This is a genomic window from Desulfacinum infernum DSM 9756 (assembly GCF_900129305.1).
Taxonomy (GTDB): domain Bacteria; phylum Desulfobacterota; class Syntrophobacteria; order Syntrophobacterales; family DSM-9756; genus Desulfacinum; species Desulfacinum infernum.
The window spans coordinates 40,252-53,799 of sequence record NZ_FQVB01000018.1; the positions used below are offsets into that span (position 1 = coordinate 40,252).

Consider the following 13,548-nt stretch of genomic DNA (forward strand, 5'->3'; position numbering starts at 1 on the left):
GGAGCGAAAGATCCTTCGCTCCTATTCAGTGTTCGCCCGTCATCGTCCATGAAGCGGTGATCCGGGTCTTACAGCAAATTATAGGCTCCCGCTTGCGCGGGAGTGACGGTTTCGGGAGTTGTTGGAGAGCCTCCGCGGGAATTTCAGTGGGCAATGCGGAGGAATCGACACCGATGGCTTCGTCCTCTTGGGCGGGAACTCTCCCCCTTTTCAAAGGTGCACGGGGGAACGCCGTTGGCTGCAGCGGGGAGACCCACGACTAAAAGGGGCGGTTGGGGAACCGCCCCTTTTTCGTGCGGCTACCAGTTGAAGACTTGATCCAGATCTTCGTCCGGAACGTCGAAGGTCACGTTGTGCGGCGGGATGGGTTCGTTCTTGAAGTAGTCCGGCAGGCGATCGTGCTTGGACGTGAAGCCGGCCTTCAGGTTGAATTCCCGTTCCATGGCCAGTACCTTCTTGCCCAGCTCGGTCACATCATCCGCCGTCATGTTCAGACCGTAGAAGGCGTTGATCATGTCGATCAAAGCCTGGAAGGTTTCGGGCTGGTCCATGATGGCGAAGGCGATGAACAGGCACATGCCCGTGGAATCGATGGCCGCCGTGGCGATCTGAAGGTTCCGGGAAAGCTCCACCTGGCCTTGCGGGGAGAGGGGATCCACGTCGCCGCCCACCTTCAGGATGTTGGTGGCGACGGCGTAACCCGCCGTGTGGTCGGCCCCCATGGTGCTGGTGGCGTAGGTGACGCCGATGCCCTTGACGGCCCGGGGATCGTAGGCGGGCATGGCCTGGCCCTTGACCACCGGCACGCGTTCCACGCCGAAGACCTTGCCGGTGACCGCCGCGCCGCTTCCCAGGATGCGTCCCAGGGGCGTGCCCTTGCCCACTTCTTTCACCAGCTCGATGGCCGCCTGGGCGTCTCCGAACTTGGCCAGTCCGGCGTCCATGGCCACGGCGATGGTGGCGCCCATTTCGATGGTGTCCAGCCCGATGTCGTCATCCAGAAAGTCCAGCTGGGCGATGGCGTCCAGATCGTCGATGCCGCAGTTGCCGCCGTGGGCCCAGACGGTCTCGTATTCGGGCTGCTTGGTCACGTAGTTGCCGTCCTTGTCCACGTAGACGCCCGAGCAGCGGATGACGCAGCCTCGGTGGCAGCCGTGGGTGGGGTTGCCGCCCCGGGCCTTTTCCGTTTCCGCCTGGGTCTCGCCGCTGATCTTGGCGGCTCCGGCGAAACGGCCTTCCTTGAAGTTGAAGGTGGGGTAGGCGCCGGCTTCGTTGATCACGTTGGTGAGGACGTTGGTCCCGTAGGCGGGGAGTCCTTCGCCCGTCACCGGGTGTTTGCGAAGCCCTTCCACGAAGCGCTTGTTGGCGTCCTTGAAGGCTTCCGGGTCCTTGGGCGAGCGCATCTTCATGCCCGTATCGTCCAGGACGATGAGCTTCACGCCCTTGGATCCCATGACGGCTCCCACGCCCCCGCGGCCCGCGTGGCGCGTGGGCCGAAGTTCCGGATCCGTGCAGGCGATGGAGGCGGCGCCCAGCTTCATCTCGCCCGCCTGGCCGATGGAGATGCAGGCGATCTTGTCACCGAACTCTTCCTTGGCCTTTTCCACCGTCTTGTAGTTGCCCAGCCCCTTGAGGTCGTTGGCGGGAAGGACCTTTACGCCGTCCTTGTTGATGAAGACCTTGTAGAGCGTGTCATCCTTGGGTTTGCCTTCCAACACGATGGCCGCATAGCCCAATCGTCCCAGGACCTGCGCCGCCTGACCGCCCGCGTTGGCTTCCTTGATGCCGCCGGTGAGGGGGCTCTTGCAGCCCACGGAAATGCGGCCGCTCATGGCACCGGCGCTCCCGCTCAGGAGTCCCGGGGCGATCACCAGCTTGTTCTGGGCGCTCAGGGGATGACAGGTGGGCGGCACCTCCTTGGACACGATGGCCGACGTGAGGGCACGCCCCCCCCAGCCCCGCATAGTCTCCAACAGGTTCCACCGAAACCTTGGGGCCTCCCTCGGCTCCCATGTCGATACGCAAGATCTTGTCCATGGCATCCTCCTTTAAGGTAAGGGACATGATGAAAGGGTCCGGAACCACTTGCCGTCTCAAAGACTCATCGCCGGGACCGTGGCAGGGCCCGATACATGAACATCAAACGCTGCGCGGTACCAGAAGCCGGACTTTCCGCGCATTGTCTGTAGGATCGCCCGAAGGCACTGATACTATGTAACGATTTTCGGATACGCTGTAAATCTGCCAAAAAAGGCATAACGCCCTCTTCCCGTCGGCTTTTTGTCCCGACGAGAACACAAGAAGAAGCATAAGGGAAAGAAGATCCCCGATTCCCAAGCGGGAATCGGGGATGCGGACCCCGCCAATCTGAAAGTCCAAAGGTGCCTGTCCGACAATGACTGATTTGCACCGGTTAACGGCCATTCGTCATCCCTGCGAAGCTTGTCCCCGGCCTGAACGGGGAGCGGGGATCCAAAATGTTCAGAACGTTATGGACACCCGCTTGCGCGGGAGTGACGGTTGGAGGAGTTGTCAGACAGGCCCAAGAGCGCACGTGCGTTGCGCGCAGATTCAGACAGCAAACTTACAAGGCATTCTTGTAAATTTGAATCACATCCTCCAAAGTGGGGCACCTGGGGTTGGTCAAGCCGCAAGCATCCTTTTGGGCGTTTTCCGCCATGGTGGGAATGTCCTCTTCCTTGACCCCCAGTTCGCTCAGCCCGCGAGGAATCCCCACATCTTGAGATAGGACCGTAATGGCCTCCAGGGCCTTTTCGGCTGCGGAGCGCGTGGACAGTCCGGTGACGTTTTCCCCCATGGCGACAGCTATGTCGACAAACCGGTCCATCTTGGCGATCAGGTTGAACCGCTGCACGTGGGGCAACAAGATGGCGTTGCAAACGCCGTGGGGCAGATCGTAGAAGCCGCCCAATTGATGGGCCATGGCATGCACATGGCCCAGGCTCGCGTTGTTAAAGGCCATGCCGGCCAGGTATTCCGCATAAGCCATCTTGTCTCGCGCTTCCACATCGGATCCGTTGGCTACCGCGGCTCGAAGATTGTCTGCGATCAACTCAATGGCCTTGAGGGCGCAGGCGTCGGTGACGGGAGTGGCGATGGTGGACACATACGCTTCCACCGCGTGAGTGAGGGCATCCATGCCGGTGGCGGCTGTGAGAGCTGGAGGCATGCCCATCATGAGCAGCGGGTCGTTGATGGCCACATTGGGGGTGACCCTCCAGTCCACGATGGCCATTTTGACCTTCGTGTCCGTGTTGGTGATGATGCAAAAGCGGGTCATTTCGCTGGCCGTTCCCGCTGTGGTGTTCACTGCAATGAAGGGCGGCATGGGTTTGCTCGATTTGTCGATGCCTTCATAATCCCGAATGTGCCCGCCGTTGGTGGCGACGATGCCGATTCCTTTGGCGCAATCGTGGGCGCTTCCGCCTCCCAGTGAGATAATCAGGTCGCAGCCGTTTTCCTGAAAAATCTTGAGCCCGTCGTGGACGTTGACGTCGGTGGGGTTGGGCACCGTCTCGTCAAAAACCACCACATCCAGCCCCGTGTCTTTCTTGATGATCTGAGTGATCTCATCGGCGATGCCTGCTGAAACGATTCCTTGGTCTGTACACAGAAAGGGCTTCTTTCCGCCCAACACCTTGATCTGATTGCCGATTTCCTTGTGAGCTCCAATGCCCATCAGAGTGACCGTGGGAATGTAGAATCCGTAAACCTGTTCTTTGACCGCCATGATCTGTACCTCCCTGCAACATCTTTCAAACACCTGGGACGCGCACCTTCCCTGTGAAGGGCGCGCTGGCAGGGAGATCAAGATCAGTGCCAAGCGAATAAAACCATTTGAAACAAGTGGTTACGTGATCAGGTCCGGAAAGGCCGTCCCCGTGCCTGGTCAGCATGACACAGGGAATGGGCTCCCGTCCCTTATGGAACTTCGCACCGTGCTCCTGCCCCTTCCCCCATGTCCCGGCGGAAAAGACGGTCCTATCGGCCTTGAGCAAGGGGGCCTCAGCGTCGCATGAGATTTATCGACGCAGATTCTCGGGCTGTATCCTTTTGTCCGGCGATCTCCGCGGGGTGTGCCAGAAAGTCACACGGGGTCTTGTCCCAGCAGGATCAGTCTTCCAGCTTGTACTCTTTGATTTTTCGATAGAGGGTGCGGCGGCTGATCCCCAGGGCTCGGGCCGTTTCCGCCTTGTTTCCACCGAAAAGGGCCAGAATCTTTTGAATATGAAGACGTTCCATGTCCTGAAGGGAAAGGCATTGGAAGGGATGGGCGCCGGCGGGGTGCAGGTCGCCTGTCAGTTCCCGGGGGAGGCTGTTGGGCAGGATGAGTCGGTTTTCGCTCAGAATGACGCATCGCTCCAGAACATTCCTCAGTTCCCGCACATTCCCCGGCCAGTGGTAGGCCATGAGATGGGCCAACGTCTCGTCCGCAACCCGGTAGGGTGTCCTCGGCCCGCTGAGAAGGCCCAGGAGATGCTCCACAAGCAGAGGGATGTCCTCTCGCCGGTCCCGCAATGGAGGCAGGTGAATGTGGAAAATGTTCAGCCGATGATAAAGCGCTTCATGGAACCGCCCGGCATCCACTTCGGCCTTGAGGTCCCGATGGGTGGCGAAAAGGAATCGTACGTCCACGCGGCGTTCCTGCTGTTCCCCGACGCGCCGGTACCTCTTGGTCTCCAGTAGCCGAAGCAAAGCCCCTTGCAAGTCCAACGGCATATCGCCGATTTCGTCCAGAAAGAGCGTTCCCCCATCGGCCAGAGCGACCAGCCCGTCACGCGTTTCCACGGCACCGGTGAAGGCCCCCTTGGCGTAGCCGAAAAGCTCGCTTCGAAGCAGATCTTTTTGGAGTGCCGCGCAGTTCTTGACCACGAAGGGACGATCGCAGCGGCGACTGAGAGCGTGGATGGTGCGGGCCACCACGTCTTTTCCCGTGCCGGATTCACCTGTAATGAGCACGGACGTGTCATGGGGGGCGACTTTTTCGGCGAGCCGGGCCACCTGACGCATGGCGGCCGATCGGCCCACGAGACGCGGGGCTTCCGTTTCCCTACGCCCTTGCTGCAGGCGGCGGTTCTCTCTTTTGAGACATACCCTCTCAAAGGCCTTGTCCAAGACCACTTCCAGCCGTTCCAGCTCGAAGGGCTTGGTAATGTAGTCATAGGCTCCCAGCTTCACGGCCTTGAGAGCACTCTCAATAGTGCCGTATCCTGTGATCAGGATGACTTCCACGTCCGGGAGTGTTTGTCGAAAGGTGCTCAAAAGGTCCAATCCGTCGCCGTCGGGGAGTCGGATGTCGGCGACGATCACATCGAAGGTTTCCTCTCGCACCAGCTTCTTGGCTGCAGCCACGCTATCGGCTGTCAGAACGGTGCGGTGAGGAGCGGCCAATTCCCGCTCCGCCAGCTTTCGGATCGATACCTCATCGTCAATGACCAATACGCGCATGGGCTTCATGGCATTTTCCTGAAAACCACCCGGAATGCGGATCCTTGGCCCGGTTCGCTTTCCACTTCCATGGAGGCCTGATGAGCCTCGGCGATGGAATAGCACATGGAAAGACCCATGCCGGTCCCCCTGCCCACGGGCTTGGTGCTGTAAAAGGGTGCGAAAATCTTGTCGAGACTTTCCGGATCGATCCCACATCCGGTGTCTCGAACTTCCAGGCATACCATCTGATCGCCGCGCACGTACGTGCGCACGAGCACGGTTCCCCCCGAATCGTGGAGAGCATCCAGGGCGTTGAGCAAGAGGTTGAGAAGGAGCTGTTTGAGTTCCGAGGGCGCGCCACGGATTGCCGGCAGATCTTCGGCAAGCTCTTGTTCGAGACGAACGTTGGGCATCTCCTTGAGGCGGTGACGGACGAGCTTCAGCGTCTCCCCGACGCACTGGTTCAGATTGAGGGCCGAAAGGGTCCCGGAATACGGCCGACTGAAGCTGAGCAGGCCCTGGACGATTTCCCGGCAGCGTCCGCATTCCTCCACGATAATCTCCGTGTATTCCTCCAGACTGGCGCGGAAATCGTCGGGCAGCCGGTCTCGAACGTCCGGAAGGCGTTTTCGGATGGCCTGGGCGAATCCCAGGATGGCCGTCAACGGATTGTTGATTTCGTGGGCCACTCCGGCGGCCAGCAGTCCCACGGTGGACATCTTTTCGGCGTGGTTCAGTTGAGCCTGGTACTGGCGTTCCACCGTCACGTCTCTTTTGAGCAATAAAATGTGACAGGGCCGACCTTGAGGGTCTCTCAAGGGCGAAGCCGTGATTTCGAAATGACGGGTGACGCCGGCAATGGTCACCATGTGTTCCTGCCGACACAGGCGATTGCTTTGCAAGGCGATGTGGGCCGGACACGGGGTGCATGGAGCCTCGGCGCCTCGAAAGACGTTGTGGCAGATGCGCCCGACCGGCGAACTGCCTCCGAACACGTCGTAAAAGGCGCGGTTGACCGAGGTGATTCGTCCTTCGGGGGTGATTACCGCCATAACATCCGTAATACCATCGAGAATGGCCTGGATTTGCTGGCGTCGTCGTTCCAACTCCCGGGTGGAGGCATGGAGTTGGGCGATCTTTTCCTGGGCTTCGCGGAAAAAACCCAATTTGGAGTACTCAATGCCGATCAGATCTTCAAGGGAGGGGGGAGCTTTCATCACCAAGCCTCTTCGCAAATGCCCAGAAGGTCCGCCCAAGTGGCGGGTCTGGGGTTGGTTAACAGACAGGCATCGTTGGCTGCCATGCGGCACAAATCCGGCAATTGGGACGGTTCCGGCACCAAATCCCGAAGTCGATGTTTCATCCCCAAAGAGGCGAAAAGGGTTTCCAGTCTGTCGATGCCCGCAAGGGCCGCCTTGCGGTCGTTTCGAAGGTCTTTGCCGGTCAAAACTCTTCCTATCTGAGCCATCTTGGGCAGCGTGGCTTCCAGATTGTACCTCATAACGCTGGGGAGCAGTACCGGATGGACCTCGCCATGAAGTACATCGAACATGCCTCCCAGGGAATGGGCCAAAGCGTGGTCCGCGCCCAGGCTGGCGTTGCTGAAGGCCATGCCTGCGGCGGTGCTGGCGATGCTCAGGGCTTCCAAGACTTCCGGGGAGGGATCCCGGGCGGCCAAGGGGAGTTGCCTGCCGATGATTTCAATGGCCTTCAAGGACTGGAGCTCCGTAAAAGGCGAAGCAATTACGGATACGTACGATTCGACGGCATGGGCCAAAGCGTCCACGGCGGCGGCCAGAATCAGATGACGGGGTTTGGTGGCCAACACGTTGGGGTCGATGATGGAGATGTTGGGGACCAAAGTGCGGCTGACAATGGTCATCTTGAGGTGTCGGTGGGTGTCGGTGATGATGGCGAACTGGGAGATGTCCGATCCGCTGCCTGCGGTGGAAGGAAGGAAGACCATGGGGGGGAGCGGCCGATGGACCCGATTGGCTCCCTCGTAGTCGTGAATCGTTCCGCCGTTTCCCACCACCACGGCGATGCCTTTGGCGGCGTCCATGGGGCTGCCGCCACCCAGGGCGATGATCACATCGGCCTTGTGTTCGGCGTAGAAGAGAGCCCCGTGCGCCACCTGAGTGTCGCGGGGATTGCTGACCACGTCTTCAAAATAGCACCATTCCAAGCCTTCCCGGGCCAGCACATCAAAAAGGGTCGATACCCATCCGGCCTCTCGAAGCCCCGGATCACTGACCACCATGGGCTTTTCCGCTCCCAGGCGCTTGGCGCAGAGCCCGGCGTACTTGAGAGCGCCCCGGCCGAAGATGATTTCAGGGATGGAAAATTTGGTGATCTCCATGGTCTTTTCCTTTTGGGAGAAAGGTTCTGATCGGAAGGGCCCGGCCCTTGTAGTAGCGTTGATAGAGGGTGGCGTTGGAAAGGCCCAGGAAGTGGGCGAAGAGCGTCAGGTGGTTGCTGATCGATGCGCGCAGGATCCCGCGGTCCAGGTAGCGGCGCGGAGAGGTGAAAATCGTTTCCGGCAGGAAAAGCAGGCGTCCGTGGCTCCGGCAGGCCCTGGCGAAGTCCACGTCTTCCATGAGAAAGGGCCGGGCGAAGCCCCCGACGGCATCGAAGACGTCTCTTCGGCAGAAAAGCCCCTGATCTCCATAAGGCAGCCGAAAGATCCGGGTCCTTCCATTGGCCCAGGCGGCGATGGCGTCCAGCGCCCGGTTCGTGGGAGAAAAGCCCAACCGGAAGCAGCCCAGGGAAAAGCGCACATCCAGCATGATCTTTCGCACCTGGTAGGCGGCGGAAGGGCCGGGAAGGCAGTCGTCGTGCAGGAACCAGAGGATATTTCCCGAGGTGGTCCGGGCGCCGTGGTTCAACTGCCGGCCGCGCCCCGGAGGACTTTCCAGCCAGAGAACCCCGTCGCTTCGCCGGGGCGGCGCCTGGGCTCCGGAAACGCCTCGGACCACGCACAGTTCGTCTCCCGGCCAGAGGATCTTCCGGAGGCCTTGGATCCACGGCATGAGTTGATGACGGGGGGCCAGGGTGGGAACGACCACCGAGACGGTGGAAGAAAAGGCCCAGTGGCGCCTCAGGGCCGAAAGATCCTCCGGCCGGTCCACATCCCGGCGAGCGGGCAGGAGCCTCGTGGCGAGCCCTTCCGATTTCAGGGCTTTCAGGGTCCTCTCCAGCACGTCGGAAGTGCCCCATTGCGGGTCTTGGAAGGCCGCGGGGCAGGGGCGTCGCAGTCCCACGGCATAGAACCCGCCGTCTTCGGCCGGTCCCAGCACCGCCTCGGCCCCATCCAGAGCCCGAAAGGCGCCTTGCAGGTCTTGCGCGTTCACATCCGCGAGATCCGATCCCAGCAGGAGAACCCGGTCGTAGCCTCGGAGGAAAAGTTTCCGGAAAGCGAGGGCCATGCGTTCACCCAAATGGTCGCCTTCCTGGGGAAACACCGCCCAGGGGATGGAAAAACGGTCCCGGAAGGTCGGGACGCTTTCCGCCGGCGTCACCGCCGCGAAGACGTCCGTTCGGGGGGCGGTTGTTCGGAAATCCTCGATCAAGCCCAAGGCGAAACGAAGGAGCCTTTCGTAGAGATTGCAGGCGGCCCGATCTCCGATGTGCTTGGCCAGCCGTGTTTTGACTCGACCCGGTTCGGGGTTGCGCGCGAAGAGAATGAGAGCGTTTCGGTTCATCAGTAGGCCAGGCTTCCCAAAGAGCGCATGATGAGTGTGAAACCCATGGCGAGCATGCCCATGAGGCCCATACCGCAGGAGAATCCCGCCAGGAGCACCGGGGCGTACTGGCGCCAGGCGAGGCCGTATTTCTTCACGAAGTAGTAGCGCCCCAGCAGGGCTCCGATCACTTCCAGGAAGATCCCGTGCGGAGTGGACTGGCCCAGCCCCCGCACCACGCCGTAGATGAGAAGAATGGGCCATCCCAAGGCGCTCAAGGCCCAGTAAGCCACACTTCCCAGTCCCAGACCCCAGAGCACGTAATCGACCTTGAGGGCCTCGAAGAAGGGGGAATAGCCTTCCAGGGTGGCGCTTTGCAGCAGCAGGGTGTTCAACGCCTGCAGATGCCACAATTCCTGGGCGTAGGGGTACTGGTTGGAAGGGATGGGCGCGAGCCTCCAGATGTATTGGGAAAAGAGGAGGCTTGCAATCATCACCACGGGAAAGACCAGGATTTCCGCCTTGATGATGCTCCGAAAGCTGGTGCCCGTGAGCTCAATTTCGCGCCACCGCACCGTGGCCTTTCCGTAGTTGTGGAACGGAATGGGGGCGTACCAGATGCCGATCCCGTGGTAGCCGAAGAACTTGGAGGCCGCGATGAAACTCACCTCCCGCACCATGGGAAGACTCACGAACTGGCCGGCGATGCCTTCCATCCGGGCGGACACGTAGCTGATGAAGGGGGTGTAGATGAATCCGTAGGCGACCAGGAAAATCCAGGGGAATCCGGGCACCAGGATGGAGGAGACGACCACGTAGGCCGTGGTGGAGGCCACGTAGATGCCGATGGCGATCCAGATGTTGAAGTCCCCTCGGCCCGGCGGCGGGGTGAAGATCCTTTTCACGCGCTCGCGAAACGGCGCCATTTCGGAACTGCGGAGGCTCTGAACCACCTGAAAGATTCCGATGAAGGCGATGGCCAAGCCGATTCCGATGCCGAAGCTCATGTAGAAGTCGAAGTTGTTGGCAAAGACCGTATCCACGGTTCCCATGCCCTTGTGCCACCGGTGGAGGATCCCGGCGCGGTAGAGGATCGGATTGGCCACCAGGGTGATGAAAAAGCCCACCAGACCGCCTATGACGGCCCAGAAGGGCAGGACCATGCCCACGAAAAGAAGCCCCAGGTCCAGCTGGATGCCTGTGGCCACGGCCGGCAGGATGTCCTCGGTCACGGGCGTCAGCTCGATCCAGGGAATGGGAAGGATCCTCAGGGGCTCCGATAGAAAGACCCCCGATGCCGCGGGAACCAGCACGTAGAGGGCCCCGAAGGCCAGCCCGATCATCCCGCCCACGGAAAAGAGCCGCCATTTCCAGCCCGTTTCCTTCTTCTCGGCCGATTCCGCCAGGGCCATGTTGCCCAAGGCGCCCACGGGGGCCATGGGGAAGGGCAGTTTTTCCACATCCGAGGTGAGTCGATACAGCGCATAACCCAACCCGAAATGGTCCACCGCCTGGATCAGTTCGAAGCCCACCATGAGCAGGATGGGAATGAGCCAGTCCCGGTGGAAAAAGGTTCGTTCCACCAGGGATTCGGACCCCGGCTGGGGGGCCACCCAGGTGGGGATGTACTGGGTGAGGCCCAGCATGCGGGCCGCTTCCGACTGCACCAGGTACTGGTTCCAGAGAAGCCCCGAAAAAGGGGAGGCCATGGCCGCTCCGGCCATGTAGTAGAGCACGAAGATTTCCTGCTGGCTCAGTTTCGTGTAGGCCCGCTTGGCCACCTCGGCAAAGAGGATGATGGTGACCCACCGGGCCGCCGGGCCGATGCCCGTTCCGATGACCAGCCCCAGGTACATGGATCCGGGCATCATCAGAAAGCCTATGAAGATGGCGCCTAGGACCGATTTCCAGCCGAACCCGTCTTCGAATTTTTCGGGAGGCTGCAAGAGGTCTCGGTATTCTTTGAGTTCCTTGTCTTCAACCATCGGCATCCTCGCCTTGGGCTGTCCTGACCGAGTGATATTTCCTCCGGGTTTATCTGCCCCCGTGCGCTTACCGGGCGGGGATAAACCCCGCCCCTACTCAACAGGTCCATCTGTCATTGTAGGGGCGGGCTTTACGCCCGCCCTTCAGAACCTGTCCATGAAAAAGAATCGTCCACTTGAGGTCGAAATCATGCTGGCCGCGCAACAATCCGAGAGCACGTTTCTTTCACATTAACGACCATGGCGTGGCACGCCACCCCGCCGGGATGAAAGAGTGGGCCGGAGCAAGGGGCCTTTGTGGGAGCGCCGCAAGGCGCGATTTGCTTTGCGTGATCGCGCGGCTGTTGAATGGCCGCCCACCCTCATCGCGGCTTTCGCCGCTCCCACACACCAGACTTTCACATTTGCGTCTATTTGCGTTCATTCGCGGTTCTCTTTAGTCCGTCAAAGCGGCAGAACGTGGTAGCTGAACGGCATGAAAAGCCCGGCCGCCATCCACACCACGGCCATGAGCATGTCGCCCACGATCAAACCGATAAAGAGCCGCCGCACTTCCTTGAACTGGCGCACACCTCCGTAGCGGAGCACCAGCGTGTTGCAAAGCCAGCCGATGAGGAAGCTGAACCACAGGATGCGCATGGCGGAGCTGTACGTCGTGAGATACCCGATGGGATGCAGCGGCCACCAGATGAACCGTCGAAATCCCAGGACCAGTAGACCCATGACCACCGCTCCGCTGAAGGCGAAGACCAGGCTCCATCTCTTGGGGGCTTCCGGATAATTGATGAGCTGGAAGACGTTTTCATGAACCCGCCGGGCCGTCTCCACCGCCCAGTCGTCGGGAAGCAGGTTGAGCCCGGTCTTGTAGGCCAGGATCAGCATGGTCAAACAGGAGACCGCCACGCCGATGACCATGGCGGCCACCACCCCCGCAAGAAAGCGAACTCGGGGTGAGGCGTCCTCCGAGAGTTTGGACGCGTGGAACAGGCTGGGCGTCAGCGATTCGCGCATGTCCACGAAGGTGACCTTCTGGACGACCATGGCCAGGTAGAGGGTGAGGGGCGCGATGGTCTTGGTGTGGAGAGCGGCCAGGAACCCGTCGGAAGGGGCGGCGGTGAGGGTGAAGTAGGGAAGCCCGCCCTGGCAGATGAGTCGGGCCGATACCAGCTGGAGCATGAAGCACGCCCCCAGGAAGAGGAACGCGGGCAGAAGGTCCATTCCGAAATAGCGCATCCACGCCAGGGTGCCCGCGAAGCCTCCCACAAAGAGATAGAAGGCCTTTTTCGGGTCCACCAGCGCGCGGTGGGGTTCGTCGGGCAGCGCGGACCGGCCCAGCACCCTTCGGACGATCTCCATCAGGTGATTTCTGGAAAGCCACACGATGAAGAAAAAGAAGACCCCGAAGGCTCCCACCATCTGCATTTCTTCCACATTGGCCAGAACCGGCCCGAACGTGGTGCCCAGGGCGGCGGAAGGAAGGCGCCAACCGAAGAGCTGCAAAAGGCCGGGAAGCAGACCGCCCAGGACGAAAAAGAACCACAGGCTGAAGGAAACCTGCTTGGATGTCAGATAGGCAAAGCCGATGAAGGCCGGATAGAGATAGATCTTGGCCTTGTGGAATCCCGAAAGGAGGCCTTCCTTGGGAACATAGGGCTGGGCCAGGAAGAGGGTCGGGATCTGCGGCACGTGGGGATAGAAGGTGTGAAGGCCGTTCATGAGGTGAAGAAAGACGGGAACCGCCAGCCCCAAGAGGAAGTACTTGTGCCCCAGGAAGTTCCGGAGCGTCCCCTTTTCCGATTCCGTGCTCAGGACCTGAGGCACGCGAAGGAGGGGGAAGTTCATCTTTTCGTTTTCGATCCATTGGTGGCTGAAGAGGCCCACCATGCCGAAGAGAGCCGCATAGACAAACAGGATGAAAAGGGCCCAGCATGCCAGCGGCATCACCCAGGCCGCCCAGGGAATGTGGAAGGGGACCTGCCACCACGCCAGTTCCCGGCCGTTTTCCAGTCCGCGGTAGAGCGTCTGGACGGCGTCGGGATCCAGGGGAAAGAGCCGGGGTGAGACCAGGGGAAGCAGGGTCTTGGCCTGGGGTGATCCGGTGGATTCCAGCCAGGCGGGGGTGGTGATGTTGACGAGAAAGGTTCGAAAGAGACCCGTATAGGCGATGCCCGTGGAGATGCCGATCATGGCCCAGATGAGAAAGAGTTCCTGGGCGCTGAGCGCCGCCCGCGGGTGGAGCTTCCGGGCCAGTGGGTTGTAGAGGACGGCGAAGACGAAGAGGGCGGCGAAGGCGACCACCGGGAAATGGCCGCCCGCCAGGGGGCTGTTTTGAAGCTGTACGTTGTTGTAGGGGGTCACGGCGCAAAAGAAAGCGGCCAGAAGGGCCCCCAGCCCCAGTGCTGTGAGTCGAACCTTTCCCACGCTCTGATCCG

7 protein-coding genes and 1 pseudogene are annotated in these 13,548 nt (G+C 60.7%); all 8 read right to left on the bottom strand.

The window, feature by feature from the left end; translation table 11 throughout:
* Positions 1 to 299 precede the first annotated feature (299 nt).
* A pseudogene (locus tag BUB04_RS10045) lies at positions 300 to 2,037 on the bottom strand (aldehyde ferredoxin oxidoreductase family protein).
* 547 nt (positions 2,038 to 2,584) lie between these two features.
* Positions 2,585 to 3,751 carry an iron-containing alcohol dehydrogenase gene (locus BUB04_RS10050; RefSeq protein ID WP_073038938.1) on the bottom strand — a complete coding sequence of 389 codons (1,167 nt, stop codon included), beginning with the start codon at positions 3,749 to 3,751 and terminating at the stop codon, positions 2,585 to 2,587.
* A gap of 383 nt (positions 3,752 to 4,134) precedes the next feature.
* On the bottom strand, positions 4,135 to 5,478 hold the full coding sequence (locus tag BUB04_RS10055) for a sigma-54-dependent transcriptional regulator (protein ID WP_073038940.1): 1,344 nt from the start codon (positions 5,476 to 5,478) through the stop codon (positions 4,135 to 4,137).
* Positions 5,475 to 6,668 carry a two-component system sensor histidine kinase NtrB gene (locus tag BUB04_RS10060; protein WP_073038942.1) on the bottom strand — a complete coding sequence of 398 codons (1,194 nt, stop codon included), beginning with the start codon at positions 6,666 to 6,668 and terminating at the stop codon, positions 5,475 to 5,477. The genes BUB04_RS10055 and BUB04_RS10060 overlap by 4 nt, the downstream gene beginning before the upstream one ends.
* On the bottom strand, positions 6,668 to 7,810 hold the full coding sequence (locus BUB04_RS10065; RefSeq protein WP_073038944.1) for an iron-containing alcohol dehydrogenase: 1,143 nt from the start codon (positions 7,808 to 7,810) through the stop codon (positions 6,668 to 6,670). Before BUB04_RS10065 ends, BUB04_RS10060 begins: the two co-directional genes overlap by 1 nt.
* Positions 7,782 to 9,152 (bottom strand): TIGR04282 family arsenosugar biosynthesis glycosyltransferase, encoded by a 1,371-nt coding sequence (locus tag BUB04_RS10070; protein ID WP_073038946.1) that lies wholly within the window; start codon positions 9,150 to 9,152, stop codon positions 7,782 to 7,784. Before BUB04_RS10070 ends, BUB04_RS10065 begins: the two co-directional genes overlap by 29 nt.
* A complete protein-coding gene (locus BUB04_RS10075) occupies positions 9,152 to 11,116 on the bottom strand; it encodes an OPT family oligopeptide transporter (protein ID WP_073038948.1) in 1,965 nt (654 codons plus the stop codon). Before BUB04_RS10075 ends, BUB04_RS10070 begins: the two co-directional genes overlap by 1 nt.
* 444 nt (positions 11,117 to 11,560) lie before the next feature.
* A complete protein-coding gene (locus BUB04_RS10080) occupies positions 11,561 to 13,537 on the bottom strand; it encodes a DUF6785 family protein (RefSeq protein ID WP_073038950.1) in 1,977 nt (658 codons plus the stop codon).
* Positions 13,538 to 13,548 lie beyond the last annotated feature (11 nt).